We start from the raw sequence: 22,890 nt of genomic DNA, 5'->3' as shown, positions 1-22,890 counted from the left end.
CGTTTTGTCAATCCTGGCGTTCGTTTTGCATGAGCCGAGATCCACCGTGACAACGTGGCAAGGACCATCGCTCACTGACTTGAGCACGCGCTGCCAGCTCACCGGTCACACCTTCTCGAAATGAGCGGTCGCGATGGGTCGGAGTACGCACTAGATTGCACCGATGAATGCGGACAGCGTTCTCTCGATCGGTGCGATGTCATTGCGGTCCATCAGCGCTGCGTAGATGTCGCCACCGAGGTCGGCCGGCATCTTGGAGCCGGCCTCGCGAACGATGAGCACGTTGCGCTTGCCCTTGAGGCCGCTGAAGTAGCCCGCTTCGAACACGACGTTGTCGCGCGGCACCGACTGATGGGCGTCGCTCGGGTTGGCCAGATCGTCATCCCTGGTGAATAGGAAGATGCCGGCAATCGACCGCGCTGCCGCCTCCTCGATCTGGTCGATGATCGTGCGGCCCGGGATGAAGTCGCTCTGCCAGTCCAGCACGCTTGCGTTCTGGCTGGCCAGGTAGCGTTTGATCTGCGCCGCCGTCGACGCCGAGCTGCTGCAGTAGCCCAGGAAGACGTCGCGCCGGTCACGCAACTGGTCGGTCCAGTATTTGAAGGGGACCAGGAATTCGTCGGTGTGCAGCCAACCGACTTCGGCGTCGGCTGGAAACTGGCCGACGTAGCCGCCGAAGCTGCTATCGAACACGACCCGCCGCAACATGTCCCGTTGCACCAGCACCAGGGTGGGCAGGCCCAGCGTTCGGGCGAGCGCACCCTCGTAATGATTGAACTCGGTGGGTAGCAGCACGCCCTGGCCGTCGCTGTCCCGAAAACGCCAGCGCGGCATCCCGAGCACGGCTGCGCCCACGCAGCGGCGGGCGATCTCGTCGGCGTCGCGCGGATTCCAGGCCTTCGCCGACGCGAGCCCGGGCTGCCCCCTCGGGTTCGTGAAGATCTCGGGCGTGAAGCCGAGCTTCGCGATCTCGTCGACGATGCCCCACTTGAGCGAGTTGAGATTCGGCGGCAACCAGGGGTCGGCGGGAAGACTGACGTAGATGCGGCGCGTGACACTCATGACATCGGGCCTCCCTGCCCACTTGGTCTGGTTGCCGGCGATGACCGGGGCGCGCCGAGGACGCAGGTCGCTTGAACTCGGAACTATCCTCGTCTACTTATAGTTCAGCACCGACGCAAGCTGAAAGGCGAAGCACGATCAGGGGGACGCGTGGCCAAGAACTACTACGGATGCATCCCGGTCCTGGCATGGATGCTTTGCCACTATTTCTACAACCGCGAGCACTACGTCTGGGTTGCAGAGAGGTTTTACCCCTACCGCCTGCCCAATCCGCGTTCATCCAATCCCCATCGAATCTACGAGGACCTGTATGAACCCTGGATGGACGCCGACAACTTCGACAAGTACATCTCACAGACCAGGCTGAGCTTGCGCAACGGCGTTGAAGCCAAGGAAAAGGCGGGTGTGATCATGCCCGCCGTCGCCACAAGGCTCAAGAAGATTTGCGACAAGGTCGAGGTGACTTTCTTCTGCCCGATCGTCCTGCGCCTGGACATCGACCAGATTGACGGGGCAAGGCGCAAGACGGCGGGGTCCGGTGCGAGCGTGGGCTCGCATGAGTACCTCATCACCGATCTGCGCGAGAACGAATTCGACATCCTCTTTCTCGATGTCATCCAGGACCCAGCCGTTCAGCAACTCGTCGTGGATGAGATTGCCGGGACATCCGGAGGCACCGCGCCTGCGGACGCGATGGATCTGCTCGAAACGAGGCTGCTGCCGTGACGAGGGCCTGACGATGCAACAGTACGACACACCGTTTCGGTCATTGGACGACCGGCAACTGGCTGCGCTTCGCTACGATCCGGGTGGCGAAGCCCGCAGTGCGTACATCGACGGGCTTGGAACGCTTTACGACATTCTTTGTGAGGACAGTGATCAGCCAGTCAAGCCGGTGATCCGCTATCTTCACCCCGGCGGATTCGCGTACCAGCAGCAGATTCGCTCGTTCGCCGCCAGCGTGCGGTCGGTCGATCCGGGCATTGCCAAGGTCCTGAACGAGAACCTGAACGTTGCGCTCGACCTTTACGAGGAATGCCGAAGCCCGCGACGAACTTCCCCTGCTCATGCGTCTCAATTGGCCACCTGCTTCGTGGACGCGTTATTGGCCGAGTATCGGATGCTGCGGTAGTTCGGGCAAAAGGCCCCATTCGACAATCTCGCCAAGCAGCTTACCTAACGCCTGGGGCCGGGATTCTCCAAACGCAACCTCGAGCAATGCCGCCGCTTCTACCGTGTCTACCGCGAGATTGCGCAGACAGCGTCTGCGCAATCTGTCGTGCTGGTACAAACTGGCGACGCTACCGGCTGGCTCGCGCCCTTGCTCGGACATTTCCGGCTGGGTTGGTCGCATTACGTGACCCTGCTGGCGCTCAGGAGCGAAGACGACCTAGTTCTCCTCGGACCGGGGCTTCTGCAGCTCTTTAGTGAGCTGGGCACGCGCGCCGGGATCACGCGGTACCAGCCCATACCACGGATCGAACACGAGCAAAGTGCCGTCGAAGGGCGCATAGATGCGGGAAGTCGAAGCCCGGCCGGTAGGCGCAGGAGTCTTGGTCGGGGTTTGCGGCTCAGGGAAGCCCGCCGGCTGTGCTGGTACCGTTGCTCGCTCCGGCAGATGGAGCCAGCGCCGAATGCCGGGATCGTGGACGAGACGATCGGTAAGCTGCTCGATCGTCCAACCTAGGCGCTTGGGCCGATAGGCCGTCGAGAGGTCAAGCTCGATGGTCGGGATCCCTTTGCGAACGATCTCGTCGAGCTTTTCGGGGCCGCATCGATGCGTGACGGTCACCTCGACATGCACGGTCATCGACTCGGACCAGAGCACCACGTCGGGGCGCCAGCCGGGCCAGTACATTTCATCCGGTAGCGCGGCGTCGCGGAAGACTGTCGGTGTGTCCTCTCCGGGCTGAACGAGACGACGCTCGTCCGCCACGATCTGTTTGGCCATCCGATGGAGCGCGGTTTCGGCGCCGGTGGTGCAGGTCGCTCCCCGGTGCGCAAAGTGATGAACGCGCACAGCGCCCTTTCTGGCGACAAGCGGACTTCCGCACTCCGGGCACTCGCAGTTGCAGGCGAGTCCCTGCTCCACCTCATTGATCCCGCGCATCCGCCCGTTTCGATCAAGCCCGAAGTCCAAACCGTGAAGCATCCGGTCAGACATGGTCTGCCTCCGCTTCGAGCTCGCTCACGACGGCTGCGCGGAACTGCCGGAACACGATCCAGTTGTTGTACTCGCTGTTCCAGTGGCCACGATTGCGGCAGACAGGTTCGACAAGCGCACGCACGTGCTCGGCGGGCCGGTGGTAAACAGCGAGATCGCCAAAGGGGAGCGAGCGGAGTTCGACGCGCTCGCCGGCGATGTGTAGAACGAGGGTTTCCAGCATGACCTTCTCCTGGGTTGAACGGAGAGGTCAGGTTAGGTACGCAAACCCGCGTGGTTGCTGGATCCGGACGGTCTGAAACCGGTCGGCGGACGGTTCGCTGCTAGAATCCCGTCATGTCTGCCGGGAGCCCGATGAGCGATTTTTCCGATACCCCTCAGAGCGAAGGCGAGTGCCTATTGCCAGAGCGCGTCCGGTTCGCGCAGTGGTTTCAAGCGTTCCTGGATCGTGATCGCAGCGCTTACTATCAGGGCGTGCTGTGGGACCTCCTACGCGCGCTCCTGACGCAATACCAGGGTGATGGCAAGGATGACATCGAGCCAAAGTCCCATAGCACTCAGGATCTGTGGCGCTACACGCTTGAGGAGCGAGGTGAGCCAGTCGATGGCCTGACCAGCGACAAGGCACGCAAGCGGATGAACGAGCACTGGCCCGGGTTGGAGGAGGCGTTCGCCGAACTGCAGGGCCGTTTCACCGACGCAGCGCGGAAGGCAGGTTTTGCGGGGCTCTTGTGGCCGGCCAAGGACAAGTCGGACGGCGGGCGGTCGTCGACCTATCGTCTCGAATGGCGCCCTTTCGGTGTGAGCACCGCGCTCCCCACCCTGCCAGCGGGCTACGACAAGCTGCCCTTTGTGCTTCGGTACCGTGAGGACCGGTCGAGTCTGCGGTTCTCGCTCCTCGGGCGGCTGTTTCTATGGCCGCTGCTGTTTCGCCGGCAGGGCGAAGCGAGTATGCGCATCGATGGCCTTCGTCGTTATGTCCCGGCGATCGGCTTCGGTCTGATGTTGCTGCTGACAGGGCTGCCGGTGTTGATTGCGCTGATGCGCGTGGCTGACGGTGTGCTCGAGTGGAGGCTGATGATCGTTGCGGCAATCTTCGGGTTTCTGCTGTGGCCTCTGATTCGACTCTACGATCGATTCATCATCATGGCCTCGCCGCTCTTCTATCCGTTCTCGGAGAAGGAATGTCAGGTCGAACTGGTCTGGGATCCTGAAGCCGCTGTGCTTCCAGGGCGGTCGCGTGGCTACAACCTGCGCCTGGTGCGGTATGTGGCGGATTGCCCGCTTTGCGGCGGTAACGTGTCGCTACGGGATGGCGGGCTCATTCAGTTCAACCGGCTGGTTGGGTACTGCGACGAGGAGCCTGGGGAGCACGTTTTCAGTTTTGATCGGAAGCTGCGGGCGGGGTACTGGCGGCGCAATCGCGGTCTCTTAGATCGTTGATCGGTCTCGCAACAGCTGCCGTCGAGCGGACTCGACAGCTACTCGCAAAGACAGCACGCCAATGCGTAAAGCACGGGACCCGAGCACGGATCGAGGACATCTTGTGGTTGAAGCGCTTGTTCGCCTCGGTCAGCGGGTGCTGCTTGCTGGCCTTGAGCGAGACGCCCCAGAACAGGCCCGCCTTGCGGACCAGACGCTTGAGCTTGTTGTTCACGTAGCCCTTGTCGCCGAACACCGCCCGGTCATCTTCACGCACCAAGTGCGGCAACTGGTTGATGTCCGAGACGTTGGCAGGCGTCACGGATACGGTATGCACGAGCCCGGAATTGACGTCGGCACCCACGTGGACCTTCATGCCGAAGTACCACTGGTTGCCCTTCTTGGTCTGATGCATCTCGGGGTCGCGCTGCTTGTCCCGGTTCTTCGTCGAGGGCGGCGCATGGATGATCGTGGCGTCGACCATCGTGCCGCCCTTGAGCAGCAGTCCGCGCTGCTCGAGCGTGTCGTTGATGATGTTCATCATCTGCGAGGTCAGTGCGTGCTTCTCGAGCAGGTGGCGGAACTTGGGGATCGTCGTCTCGTCGGGCATCGCGTCGTCGGTCAGGTCCAGCCCCGCAAAGCGGCGCATCGACTCGACCTCGTAGAGCGCATCCTCCATCGCCGGATCCGACAGCGCGTAACCCGACGGTCCCGTTCACGCGTCAGACTCGCGAGCACTACGCTTTTTACGACCCGTCCCATTCGGCTTCGGTGCGGTTCATCGATAGCGGGACTCCGCAGGCAATCGAGGCGGTATCGAGCTGGATGCGCAGGGCGTATCCCAAGGCGATCAGCGGAAACTTTCAGGGACCACTCGGGCAGCAGCCGCTCCGTGGCGATGTCTTGACCGAGTTGCGACGCATCGCAGCGCGATTCGGCATCGAACCGTTTCTGGCCTCCAATCCACTCTGATACCGAGTTACCCAAAGAAGAAGGCGCGATCGAGCGCCAGAACAAGGTTTTGCCATGCAGCCATCGAAGACCTTCGCAGCTCAGATGTTTTCCCAACCCGTCCAGTATGTGATTCCCGTCTTCCAGCGCGGATACGTTTGGACACTCGAGAAGCAGGTTGCTCCCCTGTGGGCGGATGTGGAGGATCGTGCGGAGTGCCTGCTCGGCCGCAGAGAACTCGAGCAGCAAGCCGGGAGTCACCAGCTTGCGCCATTGCAGAAGCACTTTCTGGGTTCGGTGGTGTTGACCCCGGTGGTCAATGCCTTTGGACGTGTGAAGGCCTATGAGGTGATCGATGGTCAGCAGCGTACGACGACGCTGCATCTGTTGATGCTCGCTTTTCGGCATGTTTCGGGCGCACATCCCGAGTTGGAGGGCGTCGCCCGGATGTTGGACGGCATGATCCGCAACCCCGGTCCGTACAACGTTGAGAGTGACTACCACAAGGTCTGGCCAACGAAGGCCGGACGCGAGGAGATCGCCTTTCTGGATGCGGTGCCGAGCATTGAAGCCGTATGTTCGGAGTTTCCGGTGCAGTCTGGACGTCGCCGTCTCGAGCGTCCGTTGATGGTGTTGGCGTATCTCTATCTGCACCGCGCCATCGAAGGATTTCTCCGTGGTGTATACAGCGGGGACCCTGAGTACGCGGAAATCGATCGCAGCGTGTCTGACGCGCTGATTCACAGCGTAAGGCGCGAAAGCCTGCCTTGTCGGCCAGGGGAAGGAGATCCGGTGAGGTCGGAGCGAGCCGAATGCCTGTTCATGGCTTTGCAGGATGCTGTGCAGGTTATGACTCTGACGCTGGAGGGCGACGATGATCCCCAGGTGATTTTCGAAACGCTCAATGCTCGTGGCGAACCGTTGCTTGCTTCGGATCTGATACGCAACTTCATCTTTCTGGATGCGGCGCGCAGACAACTGCCAGTCGACAAGCTTTATTCGCAACACTGGCAGGATTTCGATGAGCAGGTAGATAGCCGCAACAAGGTGACGGCCAACCGCTACTGGCGCGAGAAGGAGCGCCAAGGACGCATTACCTATCCCAGGATCGACTTGTTCTTCTACCACCTGACTGTGCTGCGGCGCCGTGAGGAGACCAAGGTCAGCCACGTATTCCAGGGGTTCAAGGAGTGGTGGCAGCGCGAGATGCGCGACCTTGATGGTGAACTGGCGCGAATCGTCCGTGCTGCGGAATATTTCAGGCAGCTCTTGTCGCCGGATGGCAGTGGCGCAATCGCTGAGTTTGGTCGGCTCATCAAGGTGCTGGATGTCAGTACGTTGACGCCTGTTTACCTCTTCCTGCGTGAGCGCTACTCGGACGACGATCCTGACCTTGAGGCTGCTTTGGGTGCTCTGGCCAGCTACGTCGTCCGCCGTGCGGTGTGCGGCTTTACGACAAAGAACTACAACCGAATCTTCCTCCGGTTGCTGGAGCTTATGCAGGCAGGAGAGGAACCGGCCAAGGTCCTCAGTGGTTACCTGAAGGGGCTAGGCGGGCACAGCCAGGTGTGGCCAACGGACGCGGAGTTTCGTGAAGCGTGGATGCATCGCCCGGTTTACCTTGAGCTTCGGCCGGCAAGGACTGCTGCGATCCTGAGGGCGCTGGAAGTCGCGAGTCGCGGCGCAAAGCATGAGCCGCAACCGGTGCCGAGTATCGAGCAACTTTCCGTAGAGCATGTTCTTCCACAAGGCTGGGCATGGTCTGGCCACTACCCGTTGCCGGAGGAGAGCGAGGCGACGGCTACGCGCAACAGGCTCTTGCACACCTTCGGCAACCTTACTTTGCTGACGAAGTCGTTGAACAGCGCGGTGAGCAACGGCCCGTTCGCCGACGTCGAAGGTGACGATGGCATGCGAAAAGACGGGAAGCGTACGATGATCTGTCGCTACAGCTTGCTGTCGATGAACAGCTATTTTCAGGCGCTAAAGAGTGACGTCTGGGGGGAGATGCAGATCGTAGAGCGCTCGGAGACCTTACTCGCCCAGGCCTTGGAGGTCTGGTCTCGGGATTGACCCTGCTTACTCGCAAAGGTGGCTCCGCAGTTCTCAAACCTCTATTCCGCCAAGCGTTCGCGGTCTGATGCGACGGTTGTTTCCTGCCGCGTCCCCTCACGCAAGATGCGGGGATTTATGGAAGAAAATTTCTTCTAGGCACTAAGATTTATATTCAAGTTCGACCGTTTCGGCTGCCAAGACTCGTAAGCTATTGTATAGATTAGGGATTCGCTCGAAGAGCAACTGGCACGCCTTTCGCTGAGTATGGGTTGTAAGCGACAAGGAGATGAGGCCATGCAGAGCCCAGCGGATTTCAGTCAGTCTTCGAGCGATCTTCCTCTCACTGACCATGCACAGATGCGCATGGGGCAGCGCGGAATCTCCGAAAGGTGTGTGGCCATGGTGCTGCGCTACGGCCGCACCGTGCATGCGCGTGGGGCGGCCTACCGCGTGATCGGGCACAAGGAGGTCGCCCGTTGTGCCGAACTCGGCATTGACGTCTCCGAGGCCGATGGCGTGCATGTACTGGTCGCCCCCGGTGGCTCGGTCGTGACTGCCTATCGCAACCACGAGCTGCGCAAGATTCGCCCGAGCAAACGTCGCCATCGCGTTTATCACTGAAGGCAGGATCTGGCGAACTCGGCATGCATATGACGTTGGTCACATCATCCACTTCAGCAGATGTGATAGCGTGGCTCGGCAGGCCGGGACCAGAGCCAATCAAATCAATGTGAGAGCCAGCGGGACCAGGCTGGACTCCGTCGAATGACCCCGCTGAGGGGGCCGATCTAGTGGGGGTGCGAGATGGGTTTCGCGAAGTACCAAGAAGACAATTTCAGTCGCTACTACGCTGCCAGCATTGTTCGCGGTCGCGAGCACGATCCTTTCGTGGCAAAGGGTGGCGGCGCTGAAGAGACGAAGGATACGAAGAAGATGGAAGACAAAGCGAGCAAGCTCAAGGACTTCACTGTTGCTGAGGCACGGCCGTTACCCGTCATCGTGATGGCCGACGTCAGTGGAAGCATGACGGTCGATGGAAAGATCGAGGCGCTCAATCTGGCACTGAAGGACATGGTGGCGGGGTTTGCAGCCGAGTCCCGGCTGAGAGCCGAGATTCAGGTGGGCTTGATTACGTTCGGGGGAGAGCGGGCTCGCGTCCACCTGCCTCTGGCCCCTGCGCACAAGATCTCCGAGGTCAGCCCGCTGCGAGCGGATGGCAGGACGCCGATGGGGGCGGCCTTCGAAGAGGCGCGAAAGTTGATCGAGGACAAGGACATGATTCCGTCCCGAGCCTATCGGCCGGTTCTGGTCCTGGTGTCGGATGGTTTGCCGACCGACGACTGGGAACAGCCGCTCGATGGTTTGTGCAAATCGGAGCGAGGGCAGAAAGCGACGCGTTTCGCCATGGCGATCGGTGCTGATGCCGACGTCGAAATGCTCCGCCGCTTCACCAATGATCCCGAATCGCCTGTCTTCAAAGCACATGAGGCGCGTGACATTCATCGTTTCTTCCGTGCGGTGACCATGTCGGTTACCTCGCGTTCGCGCAGCACGGCGCCGAACAGCAGTGCTCCGCTCGTGCTGGCAGACATCCCCGAAGACGACGATCTCGACCTGGATTTTTGAGTGATCCGCGCAACGGCTGCCACCGTATCCGCTCTCAGGTGGCCGCTTGGAGCTGGAAGAAATCAGAATCTCGTTAGACTTCCGATGAGGAAAGTCCGGACGCCCCCTAAAACGCCGGGAAGCGGACATAGCACTCACCTCGTCCTGGATCTGCCGCCACTCAGGGTGTTCTTCGGTCGCTTCGAGCTCCAGCCCAGTGTCCGACTCGATGGAGCTCCAGACCTTCTTGAAGATCTCTCTGTCAGCAGGCGAAACGTAGAACCGCCAGACACCGCCCTCGTCGCTGGCCTCCTCCGCACGTGAGTAGGCCAACACGTTCAGCTGAGCTGCCTGCTGCAGGCTCCTCTGCCATTCCTCCTCGCTGTACTTCTTCCACAGATCGATGTAACTGCCGTAGCTCTGTACCGATTGTTGAAGCTGGTTTTGGGCTGTCGGGGAAGCCGTTTCTACTTCAGGCCAAAGCGCCCGCGAAAGCCGACGTTGCGGGTTTGATGGCGGCTTACAGGAAATATCGGCACGAGCTTGCACACGCTCGACGTAGCGGCGAGGCGGCCGGATTTGATGTGGCTAAGGTGGTCGGGCGGTACGACATCTCGACAGAGCAGCTCAAGAACGTAGAGGACGCGCTGCTCCAAGTGTTTCAGGAAATTGACAAGAGTAGCTTTGGGTGCCATTCCCGGCGAGTGGCGGACGGGCGTTTGATGTCGAGGGGGCGCCCGTCGTTAGTGGGAGTGTCATGTCCCTGCGGCATGCCGCAGGCGTGCGCATCCTCGTATTCGATCAGAACCCCAACCAGCCGAAAAAGTATGAGGTCGAACTCGAGCTGAGGGGCGACCCTGTGTTGGGACGTTCGGATTCGTCGCTCTCGCGCCGGATGGTTCCTATCGTCAAAGGCTTTGCAGAAGTGCGCCTGCTTGATCTTTATGGCGAGATCGAAGCGCTACTGAGCCTGTCCAGCGAGCTCGATGCGCGGGTTGAACTGCGTCTGATGGTCGGCGGCAAGCGGAACTTCAGCATGAGCGTGTCGCGCTACGACGTGGCACTGCGGCCGAAGGTGATGGCTGTCGCGCTGGAAGATGAAGACTTGAGGCGGGTTCAGCTGGAACAGGTGCAAGGCTGCGAGGTTTTGGCCTCGCCCATACTGCGCCCGGCCGAAGCGCCGCGAGTACTGTCCCAATCGATGTCCGAAGGAGCGCCATCCGGCGTGTGGAGTATCGAGGGGCTGAGGCCGGAGTTTGCGCCGTGGCTTGTCTATCCTGCGCCAGGCTCTGCGCTGGAGTTCAGGCCTTTGTGTATCGGTGGTGGTTTTGCCAGTGAAGACGACGCAGCTACCGCCGACCCGCTGCCCGCTTGTGCGTTGGCTATGGCCATTCGGTTGCCAGACGCTGCAGCGCGTCTCGCCGCAATTGATGCCGTGCTGGTGGCCATGGGCGACGATTTTGACCATGACTCCTGGTCGATGCTCGACGGGCTGTGGTCCGCATTCGGTCGATTACCCCTGTGCAGCATTGATACGTTTAAGGTCCTGGCGACGAGGCCCGAGGTCGTTGTTGCGATGCTGTTTCGAAGCGAGCTCCCGGCTGCGCAACTGGGCGGCCATGTCAGGGAGTTGAAGCGGCAGCTTGGCATGACGCTTGAACTCGTTGGGATCACAGTCTCCTACGGCGCAAAAGGTTGCTTTGTCGGCGACCCGGTGTTCGAAGCCACTTTTGGCTGGGAGGAGGCGGAACATAGCCTGGCCGAACTCAGCCCCGAGCTGCTGACGCCAGCCCTAGTGTCAGCCCTCGATCGGCCAGGCGGGGATGCAAAAAGCAGTTACCGTTTCCCTCGCGAGGCTCGCCCTTACCGCCACCAGCTCGAGGCGTGGCGGATTCTGGGGCAAGATAAGCCCCAGTCAGTGGTCGTGACCAGCGGCACGGGATCGGGCAAGACCGAATGTTTCATGGTGCCGATTCTGGATCAGCTTGCGCGTGCGCATGCTCAGCGCGGGTCGAAGCTGATTGGGGTTCAGGCGTTGTTCCTCTACCCGTTGAACGCCCTAATCCAGAGTCAGCGAGAGCGCCTGAACGCCTGGACGTCATCCTTCGGCGACGGGCTACGGTTCTGCCTCTACAACGGACTGACCCCACAGAAGCAGCCGCAAGGCTTGCGCGATCAGCTGCGAAATGAGGTGCTCGATCGTGAGTCCCTTCGCGCTGCACCTCCGCCGCTTTTGGTGACTAACGCGACCATGCTCGAGTACATGCTCGTGCGCGCGCAGGACGCCCCCATCCTCGAACAGTCGCAAGGCGCGCTCAAGTGGATCGTGCTCGATGAGGCTCATACCTACATCGGCTCCCAGGCTGCGGAACTTGCGCTGCTGCTGCGTCGCGTGCTTCACGCCTTTGGTGTCACACCCGAACAGGTTCGCTTTGTCGCAACCTCCGCGACGATCGGGGGCGGCGAGGCCGAGGCGCAATTGCGGGAGTTCCTTGCGCGCGTATGGTCGACGATCTCAACTTGCTCGGCTGATGGCGGAAAAGGTGCCAGCTCGTTCAAATACCAGAATGCGTCGAGATTCTGAATTCCCGTCGTTTGCTTTACTGACAACATCGTGATGCCTAAGTCGTACAGCGCTTGGTGCAGATAGCAAAGAAATCTGGAGTCGTAATTGGTAAGCGGACTTAGTTTGGCTATGAAGTTCGAGGTAATCGCAATCCCGTCCTCGTCGTAAAGCACAACACAGCCGACGGGCGTCTGCTCACCGCCGCCAGATTTCTCAAGAAGAAGGTCACCTCGGCGAAGCAGGCGTGCGCCGCGTTTGCTCGTGGGAACACTTCGCTGAGTTTTATCCACATCCTTTACTCGGCGCCGCAGCCTGTCGAAGTCTGCGACGCGTATGCAGCTGATGTCGTTCTCATCGCCGATTGGCTCATCACCCCAGAAGCCGTTGGTTTCTTTTGAGGTAGTCCGGCGGAGTCGGTGCGTTTGCCAACCCGAAGGAATCATCGGAAGCCAATTGATCCCCGACGACTTCATCTTCGCCTGCGTATCAAGTCCCTTGGTGACGGCATGGTGGATGACAGCGGTACGCTGTTCCTGCAAGCACTCCACCTGCTTCTGCCGCACCGCCATCAAGCGGTCGATCTTCGCCGTCTCGCGGTCGAGGAAGGCGAGGATGGCGCATTGGTCAGGCAGCGGCGGGATCGGCAGAAAGATGTCGCGGATGTTGGTGCAGTTCAGATGCGGGTGCAGCGCCCCGGTCTGCACACTCTTGAGCGAATGGAAACCGTAATGCGACCGCAGGACGGCCGACAGGAAAAAGCCGTCGATCATCTGCCGCTTGGCACGGACGATGATGAGCGCGTGGCAACTACAGCCGGCAAATTCGCCGGTGACAGCGGCGACCTGGCCAATATCCCCCGTTTGCACAATCAGCACGTCGCCGGTTTTCAGAATGGCTTTCTTGTGTGCCGCGCTCCATTCCGGCGACACGAAATACGGTGTATCAAAGATGATCTGACCGCCCTTGATGTGGAGCGACTGAAGGTAACGAACCCCTTCATCGCGCAGGATGTCGCGCGTCGGGCCAACGAAGCCGTTGGTGAGCTTCGTGTTGATGCGGGCAAGCTGAATGGCCTGCCAACCTTCCGGCAGTTCCCCCAACCATTCCGCCTCGGAGGGCCGGTAGACCGGATACCGTGGCAACTCAACTCGCATCAGGCCCGCAGCTCCGCTTGCAGTTTTTCGGCCTCGGCATCAAGTGCTTCGAGGTCGGCGAGGATGTCCTTGAGTTCACGCGGCGGCTGGTATTCGTAGAAATACTTGGTGAAGCTGATCTCGTAGCCCACCTTGTCCTTGCTGCGATCCATCCAAGCATCCAGCGCGTAGGGCAGCACTTCCTTGGCGAAATAGGCGTCGATGTCGGTCTTGAGCGGGATGCGCTCTTCGTCGCGCAGGTTGCTATCGGTGACATACCAGTTGCCGGGATCGGCCTCGGCGATTTCCGGATCGAAGTCCGGCTCCAGGGGCTTGAGCAGGACTTTTTCGGCCTTCTCGTCAACGGTGCCGAAGGCCGCCCGCAAGGCGGCGATGGCCTGGCCCGTGGCCTTGAACGGCAAGGCGTCGTTGATTGCGTTGAGGAAGACGCGATCATCGAGGCACGGGCACAGCCTTCTAGCCTGCTCTAGCGCCGCCAGCAGGGCGCGCTGCTTTTCCTCGCCCTTGGCAATGTCGGCCTTGGCCTTCTCGCCCACCTTCTTGGTCGCCACCAGTCCGACGAAGTAGCCCGATTGCTGAAACGCGGCCAGCGTGGTGTCGGTGATCTCGAAGCGCAGACGCAACGGGCGCTCGACGGTGACGCGGGTATAGCCGAAATCCTCCAGGTCGAACACCTGCGCCAGCTTGGGCACCGGCTTGCCCTCGCGATAGACGCCGACCAGTTCGGAAATGGTGGCCGGCGTCAGCTCGACGCGCTTCTTGCCAAGGTTGCGCCGCATCAGGGTGCGGAAACGCTCCTGGTTGCCATTCACCAAGGTGATCGTGCCGCGCCGGTCAGCCGGCTTGTTGTTGCGGACGATCCACAGGTAGGTGGCGATGTTGGTGTTGTAGAACATGTCTTCCGGCAGGGCGATGATGGCGTCGAGCCAGTCGTTGGTAACGATCCACTTGCGGATGTCGGACCAGCCGGAGCCGGCGTCGCCGTTGAATAGGGGCGAGCCGTTGAAGACGATGCCGATAACGCTGCCACCTTTGTCGACCGGCGTCATCTTGCTGATCATGTGCTGGAGGAAAAGTAGCGAGGCATCGCCCACGTCCGGCAGGCCGGCGCCGAAGCGGCCATCTGTGCCGCGCTCGGCTTCGTTTCGGATGAAGCTTTCGATCTTCTTCCAGTCGGTGCCAAATTCCGGATTGGCCATCATGAAGTTGAAGTGCTGGCCGATCAGCTTGTCTTCGGAGAGCGTATTTCCCTGCTTGATGCGACTGCCGTCGTCACCCTTCATCAGCGCGTCGGCCTTGCAGATGGCGTAGGTCTTTTCGCGCAGTTCCTGGCCGTGGATGAAGATATTGGAAGGATCGAGGCCCCATTCATCGACCAGATAATCCTTGGAGACGGTGAGCATGCCCCCGGTGCCGCAGGCTGGGTCGTAGATGCCGATCAGCGAGCCGGCGGATGCCTTGAGGTCGTGTTCGACGTCAGCGAAGACCAGTTGAACCAGCAACTGCACCACGTCGCGCGGGGTGTATTGCTCACCGGCCGCCGCGCCTTCCTTGAACTTGCGGATCAGGTATTCGTAGATCAGCCCCATGTCGTGGTTGCTGACCTTGTCCGGGTGCAGGTCGAGGTCTTCGGAAGCGAATTCCCGGGTGATCAGGTAAAGCAGGTTCTTTCGCGCCAGCGTCTCATAGATCGGCGCCAGTCCCTTTTCCTCGCCTCCGGAGAAGTTGTAGAGGATTTCCTTGATGTTGTCCGAGAAACCATCCAGGTAGGCGCCGAAGTTTTCCTTGATGTCAGATGGGTTCTTAAGCAGCTCCGGGAACGAGTACCGCGAGCGGTTGTAGAACGGTACGCCCGCCGCGTTGACCAGCAGCTTCTTGAGCACGTCTTCTGTGACCTTGCCGGCCAACTGTGCTTCGGCCTCGCGCACCTTGTCGCGGGTTTTTTCCAGCACGCAGTCGAGGCGACGGAGCAGCGTGAAGGGGAGGATGACGTCCTCGTTGTCGTTCTTCTCGTAGTCGCCGCGCAAGTGGTCTGCGATGCGCCAGATGAATTCGCCGATTTCGGTATGGGAAGGCATGAATGTAGGAATGTTCCAGAATCAGACAATGATACATGCAGGCATGTTGTGTTACGGAATTGCAAATGGGTATCGTGACTTTCCGCGTATTGAATCGAACAGAGTATGAATTGACTCAAATCGCAAGGCTCAGTCGGAGCGTCGGCTTGGTAATGCAAACCCGCCGAACAGACGAGAGTGCCTTGCGGACGACTTGACCGACGGCCAACACAGCCGAGCGACAGGTTCCCCAGCGCTTTCCCTCCATTCGCACTCCCGGAATTTTAGCGGCCACTATTGCTCGTCCTGGCCGGACTGAGACATCTGCGCTCACCGAGAGCGACAAGGTCGTCGCGCCGCAGGTACATGTCATCGAGGTGATCGCGCACACCCTCAAGGGCCCTGTCAGGGGATGCCTTGCCGTCTGTAGCAGCCAAAAGAAAAGGCTCTGTCACCGTTAAGTATTGAACGACCGCCCACATGAACTGTATATTTGTACAGTTTTCGAGTTTAAGAGGCGGAGATGAAGACGGTGGCGTTCGAACAGGTTTTGAAGCAGCTGGCCGGACTTTCTCATCGGCAGCGGAGTCGGCTTGCCGAGGCGTTGAACCATGTTGGGCACGACACTCAGGTGGCAGAGCTTATCCAAACTCACTTTGAGTCAGCACCTCGGTGTCCACACTGCACGCATGAGCAGGTCCATCGGTACGGTCACGCCGATGGCCTTCAACGTTACCGCTGCTGCGCCTGCGCCAAGACCTTTAACGCGCTGACCGGCACGCCGCTGGCGCGGCTGCGGCACAAGCCCAAGTGGCTGTCGTTTGTGCAGCAGATCCTTGCTTCCCTGACCGTTCGCCAGGCGGCCCGCGAAACCGGTGTTCATCGCAACACCAGTTTCCGGTGGCGCCACCGCTTCCTCGCCTGGGTCAAGGACGACCGGCCTGGGCGTTTGCACGGCATCACCGAGGCCGACGAAACTTACTTTCTCGAATCCAACAAGGGCGCTCGCAACCTCCCGCGCCCCGCTCGCAAGCGAGGCGGAGCAGCGAGCAAGCGCGGCATATCGAAGGAGCAGGTCTGCGTGCTCGTGGCCCGGGACCGTACCGGCCAAACGCTTGATTTCGTGACTGGCAAAGGGCCAGTCAGCAAGGCCCAGCTACACAAATGCCTGCCGCCCGTGCTCGACGAGGACGTTCTGCTCGTCAGCGATGCCAATGCCAGTTATCGCTACTTTGCCCAGGAGGCGGGCATCAGCCATGAGTCGGTCAATCTGTCGGCAGGGATGCGTGTCAAAGGCGCGTTTCATGTCCAGAACGTGAATGCCTACCACGGTCGGCTGCACCAATGGATTGACCGCTTTCACGGCGTCCCCACCCACTACCTACCCAACTATCTCGGCTGGCGACGGGCAATCGACACTGGCCGGCTGAAAACCCCGCACGCCCTGCTCCTCGCGGCCGTCGGTGTATTTCCACAGGTAACGGTGACATAGCCAAAGAAAAGGGCGGGGAACCCATCGGATTCGCCCGCCCCTGGCTGGCCGTCTGCCAATAATTGGCTAGCCATTTGCCAGTTTATGGCCGCCGTGTAGGTTCTCAAATACGGTGAAATGGTGCCCCCGGCAGCAGTGCCGGAAATTTCACCCTCCAGTGAGAACCCTACACCAACCGATTCTCGAATACGGTGAAAGGATACTGAATTTTTCGCAGAAACGATGATAAGGCCAAGCTTTCGGGCGGCCGGCGGGGGGTGCAGGGCGAGGAACCGCAGGTTTGGCGTGTTCTCTGATGTGTCGCGTCCGCCGGAAGTGCCGTACGTTTTCGCCCACTCGTAGCTCGCGGCCCTGCTCCTATTTCTCGGCCGACCGCCGCGCATCCAGTTCCTGGATGAGCTGATAACGCGCAGTGGGGTCACGCGGCACCAGCCCATACCAGGGATCGAACACGAGCAAAGTGCCGTCGAAGGGAGCGTAGATGCGAGCTAGACGTGTGCTGAGACGGGGGCAGCGGGCTTGATCTGGGATTGCCTCTCAGGGATGGCGCTTGACCACTCCTTTTCCGCTGCTGGCTCGGGCAGATGGAGCCAGCGCCGAATGCCGGGATCCCTTTACGAACTATCTCCTCCTGCTTTTCGGGGCTTCATCGATGCGTTGCGGTCACCTCGACATGCACGGTCATCGACTCGGACCAGAGCACCGCGTCGGGTCTGGTCGCGCCCGTCGTCAGACATGTCAGGTGCACGCGCTGGCGAACCGGGTCGATCGCTTCGACGTGGAAGTCGCCTTCGGGTGTTCCGATGCGCTCCTGGCGCTGCGGATAAGCACTCATCGTTGCACCTCATCGAGCGGCAACAGCTGCAGATGATCCAGTGACCCACCGGCGGCGCGAAAACGGGCGTCCGCGTCCAGCGTGCGGGAACGTAGGTCGGCCGAGAGAAACCCAAGGAGAGCCGATTTTTAGCCCGTTGCGAGCTCTGACCCGTACTTGCGCTCGCGCTGCATGAACGCTCGAATGCCGCCCTCCATGATGTTCTGGATGTCCGCTCTGACGTGAGGTTGTTCGATGGCCCCGCAGTGCTGGATCTCGGCTCCTGTGCTGGAGCCTGAAGAGCGAATCTGGATCGCGCCATTCCTGTTTTCCAGTACAACGACTCGCTCGGCATCGCCGTTCACCGGAATGTTCGCGTTGTGTGTAACGACGATGAGTTGTCGCTTCCATCTGCTTGCCCGGAGTTCGGTGACGACGAGATTCGAAATCCATTCGGTGTCCAGATCGTCCTCGGGTTGATCCAACACAAGCGGCTCATCTCCGTGATGCAGCACGAAGCCGAGCATCGCGGCGGTACGTTGCCCTGGTGAGCCTTGGGTGATGTCCTGCCAGTCGTCGGGCTTGAAGGAGTCTCCTCCGTCCTTGAGGAAAGAAATCTCGATTTTGTCGTCAGCTGCCTCGAATGCGAGGCGCAAGCGGATCGTTGCATCAAGCTTTTCGAGCTTCTTCGCCCAGTCCATCCGGTTGACGCCTTTGTCTTTCCCCGAAATGCGTTCGAAGCTCCCTGAGCATAGGGCCTCGCGCCACTCCGACCACCTTTCATTTCGCTCTGTGTCGCTGTCAGTCCAAAGCCAACTGGCTAAGCGGGGAACGTCCTCCAGGAATGCGTCTGACCGAAGGCTGAGCAACTCTCGCACCGCAGTTATCCATCCAATTGAATCGCCGAAAGGCAGCAGGTGAAAACGGAGACGCCCGCTTCGTTCTGAGACGCGCTGGAGCAGCGCTCGCCTGCCGTTACGTCTTTCGTCGAGAAGCCTTTCAAGCACCTGCCAAGCGGCGTCACGGTCAGATCGAGCCGAAATGAGCTTGGTCTCATGGGATGAAAGAGTCTGCTCAATCGTTAGCTGCGCTACGAGCTGCTTCTTCAGTTCTTTGTAGGCCCCGGGGTCGATGCCCTTTTCGGCGAGCTCAGCCATATATCGGGCGTTGTCTTCCTCAGCTTCCTTGACGAAGGCCGCCCATGCCGTCGAGCGGATGGCTTCTCGCCACTCGTTCATGTCTGCTTGGGCCTGCGCGATAGCAGCCCTGACCTGCTGCACGAGTGAGGTCTCGATCCTGTCCAGTGAAGAGATGAGACGGGCGTGCTCTTCACTAAAACCCTGTTGAGGATCCTGTCGCGCTGCCTCCGGCTCGAGGTAGGCCGTTAGGCCTGCAAGGAAGTGCCCTAGGGCGTGCGCGCGCGCGTCAAGCAGAGCTTTCTCCTGGATCCGCGCATCGTTCGCTTCCCTTCGGTTCTTCGCTTCCGGGGAGTCCAGCGCGGCGACCTGAGCCTCGAGCTCCCGAATCTTGGCGCGGACCGCTGGCAGCTGTGCGACATCGCGCTCGATCCTTTGAAGGTCCGTTGTTCTCATCATCCAATCCTGGCCTGCATCTTGGAAGCGGCGCCACCAACTCTCCGGTTTGGGTACGTCCGTCTTCAAGAGCCCCAGGCCCTCGTCAAGAAAGGCGAGAAAGCTACGCGATGCTGCGAGCGGATCATGGCGGTCTCGCGAAACCCGCTCGAAGAGCTCTTTCTGATTCACGACGCGCACGCTGAAGGTCGTCGGTATGGAGCCGTCGTCCGAAGTCTCCGTGGATCGTCCCGTTTGCGCCGACCATGTCGCTCGCTGCTGCTCTTGAGAGTTTCGGATGCGGTGCTCTGCAAGGAGTTGCGCATCGGAGAAGACGGCGTCCGAGAACGACTCAGCTTCCACCCTGACGTTCTCCGGCAATGTTTGCGTACTTGAATACAGCTGTCGAATCGCCGCTACGACAGTCGACTTACCGCTTCCGCGTCCCCCAATGAGGACGTTCAGGGCAGGGTGGAAGTTGATAGAGAGGGGCGCGGAGGAGTTTCCGACCGATCCACCAATCGAAAGGGAGCTGATCCATGAATGTCGTATGTTGTTCGGGTTCTCGTCCGGGTATCCGCGCAACCGGTCATCCCAAGAGCAGATGATTCGTGCTTCATGGTCGAGGAACGCTTGCCGAAGCCCCTCCAGGGTCGGCTCTTCCATACGGATCCATGAGAAGCGCGCACCGATTCGATCCAAAGAATAGGCGTCTGATGTCGCCACGAAGGCGAGCTCAGGCAGGCGAGGGAAAAGGTTTGGCTCCCTATTTCGGAACCTTGAATTGAAAGAGGTGCCAGGGCTACCGTCGCAGTCGCCAGGGTCCACCGCCACTAACCGTGGGTGATGGAGCGCTCGCCAGCGGATGTCCCCATGCGCTGTCTTTCCCGAGGCGATCCCGTTCTCGGTGAGCGCGTGCGGGGCGATGACCAAGTAGTCGTCCGGCAGATCATCGAGGATCTGGGTGATGGTCCTCGATGAAGATCCGGGTTCGCCGCGTGGAAGGAAGCGGGGGTGGTCGGGTTCGCGGAAGCCAAGCGTACCGCCCAGGAGAACGTCGAAGTCCCGGCTCGTCTTGCGCAGATCCCCGATCACAACCAGATGCATCCCGTCGGCACCTGAGCCAGTGGTGATCTCGCAGCCCGGGAACACCTTCAACCCCTGCGCTTTGCCTACCTCGACCATGAGGTCGATCCATTTACCGGTGTTATGGTCGGCCAAGACAACGACTTCAATGCCTTTGTTGATGAGTTCTGATACGTAGCGCTCCGCAAAGGCGCGCTTGCCGGCGTTGGTCGACAGATCGTGGTGTTCGCCCGCTGGCATCGTGAAATTCCAGGCCGGGGTTGCGACTTGAAGGTCGCATTTCCACCATTTGGTCGTCATTGGCTGTTCCTGTGCGTTCGAGGATAGCGTGTTGGACCCGTCTCGCCTGCGTGCAGCGGGCGGCTCCCACAGTCGCTTGCTAGGGTAGCCGCATGATAAATAATTTTCCCTATGCGTTTTGCGACTCGTCGGTGCTGTCCGTCGTCCGTCCTGAGGATTTCCTGCGTGCTTCCAGTTCCTGAATGAGTTGAGCCCGCGCGAGGGGATCACGCGGCACCAACCCATACCAGGGATCGAACACGAGCAAAGTGCCTTCGAAGGGGGCGTAGATGCGGGATAGCCGTGTGCTGGTGACGGGGGCGGCGGGCTTGGTCTGGGTTTGCGTCTCAGGGATGGTGGCTGGCCGCGCCCTCTCCGCTGCTGGCTCTGGCAGATGGAGCCAGCGCCGAATGCCGGGATCGTGGACGAGACGATCGGTAAGCTGCTCGACCGTCCAACCCAGGCGCTTGCGCCGATAGGCCGTCGAGAGGTCGAGCTCAAGGGTCGGGATCCCTTTGCGAACGATCTCGTCGAGCTTTTCGGGGCCGCATCGATGCGTTACGGTGACTTCGACATGCACGGTCATCGACTCGGACCAGAGCACCACGTCGGGGCGCCAGCCGGGCCAGTACATTTCATCCGGTAGCGCGGCGTTCCGGAAGACTGTCGGCGTGTCTCGTCCGGGTTCGACAAGGCGGCGCTCGTCCGCCACGATCTGTTTGGCCATCCGATGGAGCGCGGTTTCGGTGCCGCTGGTGCAGCTCGTCCCCCAGTGCGCAAAGTGATGAACGCGCACAGCCCCCTTTCTGGCGACAAGCGGACTTCCGCACTCCGGGCATTCGCAATTGCAGGCGAGTCCCTGCTCCACCTCGTCGATGCCACGCATCCGACCTGCGTGGTCGAGCCCGAAGTCCAAGCCGTGAAGTATCCGGTCAGACATGGTCGGCCTCCGCTTCGAGCTCGCTCACGACGGCCGCGCGGAACTGACGGAAGACGATCCAGTTGTTGTACTCGCTGTTCCAGTGGCCGCGATTGCGGCAGATAGGTTCGACGAGTGCACGCACGTGCTCGGCGGGCCGGTGGTAAACAGCGAGATCGCCCGAGGGGAGCGAGCGGAGTTCGACGCGCTCGCCGGCGATGTGTAGAACGAGGGTTTCCAGCATGACCTTCTCCTGGGTTGAATGGAGAGGTCAGGTTAGGTACGCAAACCCGCGCGGTTGCTGGATCCGGACGGTCTGAAACCGGTCGGCGGACGGATCGCTGTTAGAATCACGTCATGTCCGCCGGGAGCCCGATGAGTGATCTGTCCAATACCCCTCAGAGCGAAGGCGCCTGCCCGTTGCCGAAGCGCGTCGAGTTTGCGCAGTGGCTTTTGCGCTTCGTGGATCCTGACCGCAGCTCGGACTACCGCGACGCGTTCTGGGACTTACTGCGTGCGCTGCTGACCCAGTACCAGGGCGATGGCAAGGACGGCATCGAGCCGAGTTCCCTCAGCACCCAGGAGCTTTGGCGTTGGGCGCTCGATGCACGCGGTAAACCATTCGATGACCTGACCAGCGAGAAGGCACGCAAGCGGGTGAACCCACACTGGTCTGCGTTGGAGCAATCGTTCGCCGAGCTGCAGGGACGCTTCACCGATGCAGCGCGGAAGGCGGGCTTCACTGGGCTTCTGTGGCCAACCAAGGACAAGTCGGAGGGTGGGCGGTCGTCGACCTATCGTCTCGAGTGGCGTCCTTTCGGTGTGAGCACCGCACTCCCTACCCTGCCAGCGGACTACGAAAAGCTGCCCTTTGTGCTCCGGTACCGCGAGGACCGGTCGAGCCTGAGGTTCTCGCTCCTCGGGCGGCTGTTTCTATGGCCGCTGCTGTTTCGCCGGCAGGGCGAAGCGAGCATGCGCATCGATGGCGTACGCCGCTATGTGCCGGCGCTCGGTCTGGGATTGATGATCCTGCTCGCGGGGCTGCCGATCGTCGTTGCCATGCTGCAACTCGGCAAGGGCGTGCTCGAGTGGGAATGGATCGTCGTGGCGGCGGTCTTCTTCTGGTTCCTTTTGCGGCCTCTGATGCGGCTCTATGATCGATTCATCATCATGGCTTCGCCGCTCTTCTATCCGTTCTCAAATAAGGAATGCCAGGTCGAACTAGTCTGGGATCCTGAAGCCGCTGTGCTTCCAGGGCAGTCGCGTGGCTACAACTTGCGCCTGGTGCGGTATGTGGCGGATTGCCCGCTGTGTGGCGGTAACGTGTCGCTACGGGATGGCGGGCTCGGTCAGTTCAACCGGCTGGTTGGGTGCTGCGACGAGGAGCCTGAGGAGCACGTTTTCAGTTTTGATCGGAAGCTGCGGTCGGGGCACTGGCTCCAAAGTCGTTGGTGACAGCAGGTCGGCCTTATGTGGAGCTCCACATAATGAAGAGAGTCTTTTGCCTGGCGGACGCGGCGCACGGCGACCGGGCGGTGTGATGCCGTTATCCCGCGACCGGTAGGCAAAAGATCCCGTTGGACTGAACCGCCCCGCCGGCGGTAGGGCGCTATGGGGATTGAATCGGTGCAGTTCCGCGACGCGGCGCAGGAAGGGCGATCGACGCCGACGCGGCGGCCTGGACCAAGGGTGC

At 60.6% G+C, this 22,890-nt stretch carries 17 protein-coding genes and 2 pseudogenes; 9 read left to right on the top strand and 10 right to left on the bottom strand.

The features are described 5' to 3' along the window. Positions 1-150 precede the first annotated feature (150 nt). Complete coding sequence (locus GH664_RS06555) at positions 151-1,062, bottom strand: nucleotide-binding protein (protein WP_153167253.1); 912 nt, start codon at positions 1,060-1,062, stop codon at positions 151-153. Between the two features lie 150 nt (positions 1,063-1,212). Here GH664_RS06555 and GH664_RS06550 point away from each other — a divergent pair, with 150 nt between their 5' ends. Then, positions 1,213-1,788 carry a hypothetical protein gene (locus GH664_RS06550; protein WP_153167252.1) on the top strand — a complete coding sequence of 192 codons (576 nt, stop codon included), beginning with the start codon at positions 1,213-1,215 and terminating at the stop codon, positions 1,786-1,788. A 13-nt stretch (positions 1,789-1,801) separates the two neighbouring features. Beyond that, positions 1,802-2,194 (top strand): hypothetical protein, encoded by a 393-nt coding sequence (locus GH664_RS06545; protein WP_153167251.1) that lies wholly within the window; start codon positions 1,802-1,804, stop codon positions 2,192-2,194. A 258-nt stretch (positions 2,195-2,452) separates the two neighbouring features. Here the strand turns inward: GH664_RS06545 and GH664_RS06540 are convergent, their stop codons facing one another. Both GH664_RS06540 and GH664_RS06535 read right to left on the bottom strand, forming a co-directional pair. After that, the gene (locus GH664_RS06540) at positions 2,453-3,226 is read right to left on the bottom strand and encodes a competence protein CoiA family protein (protein WP_153167250.1); all 774 of its coding nucleotides are present in this window, start codon (positions 3,224-3,226) and stop codon (positions 2,453-2,455) included. Next, entirely contained in the window at positions 3,219-3,449 is a 231-nt protein-coding gene (locus GH664_RS06535; RefSeq protein WP_153167249.1) for a hypothetical protein, read from the bottom strand. Before GH664_RS06535 ends, GH664_RS06540 begins: the two co-directional genes overlap by 8 nt. Positions 3,450-3,580: 131 nt before the next feature. On the opposite strand from GH664_RS06535, the gene GH664_RS06530 reads away from it, so the two are divergent. Beyond that, positions 3,581-4,669 (top strand): hypothetical protein, encoded by a 1,089-nt coding sequence (locus tag GH664_RS06530; protein ID WP_153167248.1) that lies wholly within the window; start codon positions 3,581-3,583, stop codon positions 4,667-4,669. A 76-nt stretch (positions 4,670-4,745) separates the two neighbouring features. Here GH664_RS06530 and GH664_RS06525 read toward each other — a convergent pair. Next, positions 4,746-5,348: pseudogene (locus GH664_RS06525) on the bottom strand (IS5 family transposase); the annotation flags it as partial. 326 nt (positions 5,349-5,674) lie between these two features. Here GH664_RS06525 and GH664_RS06520 point away from each other — a divergent pair. The 4 genes and pseudogenes from GH664_RS06520 to GH664_RS06505 form a co-directional block, all read left to right on the top strand. After that, the gene (locus GH664_RS06520; RefSeq protein ID WP_153167247.1) at positions 5,675-7,672 is read left to right on the top strand and encodes a DUF262 domain-containing protein; all 1,998 of its coding nucleotides are present in this window, start codon (positions 5,675-5,677) and stop codon (positions 7,670-7,672) included. A 246-nt stretch (positions 7,673-7,918) separates the two neighbouring features. Beyond that, positions 7,919-8,275 carry a DUF4258 domain-containing protein gene (locus GH664_RS06515; RefSeq protein WP_308445433.1) on the top strand — a complete coding sequence of 119 codons (357 nt, stop codon included), beginning with the start codon at positions 7,919-7,921 and terminating at the stop codon, positions 8,273-8,275. A gap of 183 nt (positions 8,276-8,458) precedes the next feature. Further along, a complete protein-coding gene (locus tag GH664_RS06510; protein WP_021250601.1) occupies positions 8,459-9,280 on the top strand; it encodes a VWA domain-containing protein in 822 nt (273 codons plus the stop codon). Between the two features lie 667 nt (positions 9,281-9,947). Beyond that, a pseudogene (locus tag GH664_RS06505) lies at positions 9,948-11,657 on the top strand (STY4851/ECs_5259 family protein); the annotation flags it as partial. On the opposite strand, the gene GH664_RS06500 reads toward GH664_RS06505, so the two are convergent. Together GH664_RS06500 and GH664_RS06495 are read right to left on the bottom strand one after the other, a co-directional pair. Next, positions 11,657-12,979, bottom strand: coding sequence for a restriction endonuclease subunit S (locus tag GH664_RS06500; RefSeq protein ID WP_153167245.1), 1,323 nt, complete (start codon positions 12,977-12,979; stop codon positions 11,657-11,659). The pseudogene GH664_RS06505 and the gene GH664_RS06500 sit on opposite strands and share 1 nt — an antisense overlap. Continuing rightward, the gene (locus GH664_RS06495; protein ID WP_153167244.1) at positions 12,979-15,057 is read right to left on the bottom strand and encodes a class I SAM-dependent DNA methyltransferase; all 2,079 of its coding nucleotides are present in this window, start codon (positions 15,055-15,057) and stop codon (positions 12,979-12,981) included. The genes GH664_RS06500 and GH664_RS06495 overlap by 1 nt, the downstream gene beginning before the upstream one ends. Before the next feature lie 502 nt (positions 15,058-15,559). On the opposite strand from GH664_RS06495, the gene GH664_RS06490 reads away from it, so the two are divergent. Beyond that, on the top strand, positions 15,560-16,528 hold the full coding sequence (locus GH664_RS06490; RefSeq protein ID WP_153167243.1) for an IS1595 family transposase: 969 nt from the start codon (positions 15,560-15,562) through the stop codon (positions 16,526-16,528). A gap of 646 nt (positions 16,529-17,174) precedes the next feature. On the opposite strand, the gene GH664_RS06485 is transcribed toward GH664_RS06490, so the two are convergent. The 4 genes from GH664_RS06485 to GH664_RS06470 form a co-directional block, all read right to left on the bottom strand. Continuing rightward, positions 17,175-17,363 carry a hypothetical protein gene (locus tag GH664_RS06485; protein WP_228111405.1) on the bottom strand — a complete coding sequence of 63 codons (189 nt, stop codon included), beginning with the start codon at positions 17,361-17,363 and terminating at the stop codon, positions 17,175-17,177. Between the two features lie 128 nt (positions 17,364-17,491). Continuing rightward, positions 17,492-20,299 carry a TrlF family AAA-like ATPase gene (locus GH664_RS06480; RefSeq protein WP_153167242.1) on the bottom strand — a complete coding sequence of 936 codons (2,808 nt, stop codon included), beginning with the start codon at positions 20,297-20,299 and terminating at the stop codon, positions 17,492-17,494. A gap of 109 nt (positions 20,300-20,408) precedes the next feature. Further along, entirely contained in the window at positions 20,409-21,218 is an 810-nt protein-coding gene (locus GH664_RS06475) for a hypothetical protein (RefSeq protein WP_153167241.1), read from the bottom strand. After that, complete coding sequence (locus tag GH664_RS06470) at positions 21,211-21,441, bottom strand: hypothetical protein (RefSeq protein ID WP_153167240.1); 231 nt, start codon at positions 21,439-21,441, stop codon at positions 21,211-21,213. The genes GH664_RS06475 and GH664_RS06470 overlap by 8 nt, the downstream gene beginning before the upstream one ends. Positions 21,442-21,572: 131 nt before the next feature. Between GH664_RS06470 and GH664_RS06465 the strand changes: the two genes are divergently transcribed. Next, positions 21,573-22,652, top strand: a complete 1,080-nt coding sequence (locus GH664_RS06465; protein ID WP_153167239.1) for a hypothetical protein — start codon at positions 21,573-21,575, stop codon at positions 22,650-22,652. Positions 22,653-22,890: the final 238 nt, after the last annotated feature.

Origin of the sequence: Thauera sp. 2A1 (assembly GCF_009469595.2) — a bacterium.
In the GTDB taxonomy this organism is placed as follows: domain Bacteria; phylum Pseudomonadota; class Gammaproteobacteria; order Burkholderiales; family Rhodocyclaceae; genus Thauera.
This window is presented reverse-complemented; position numbering and strand designations above follow the sequence as displayed.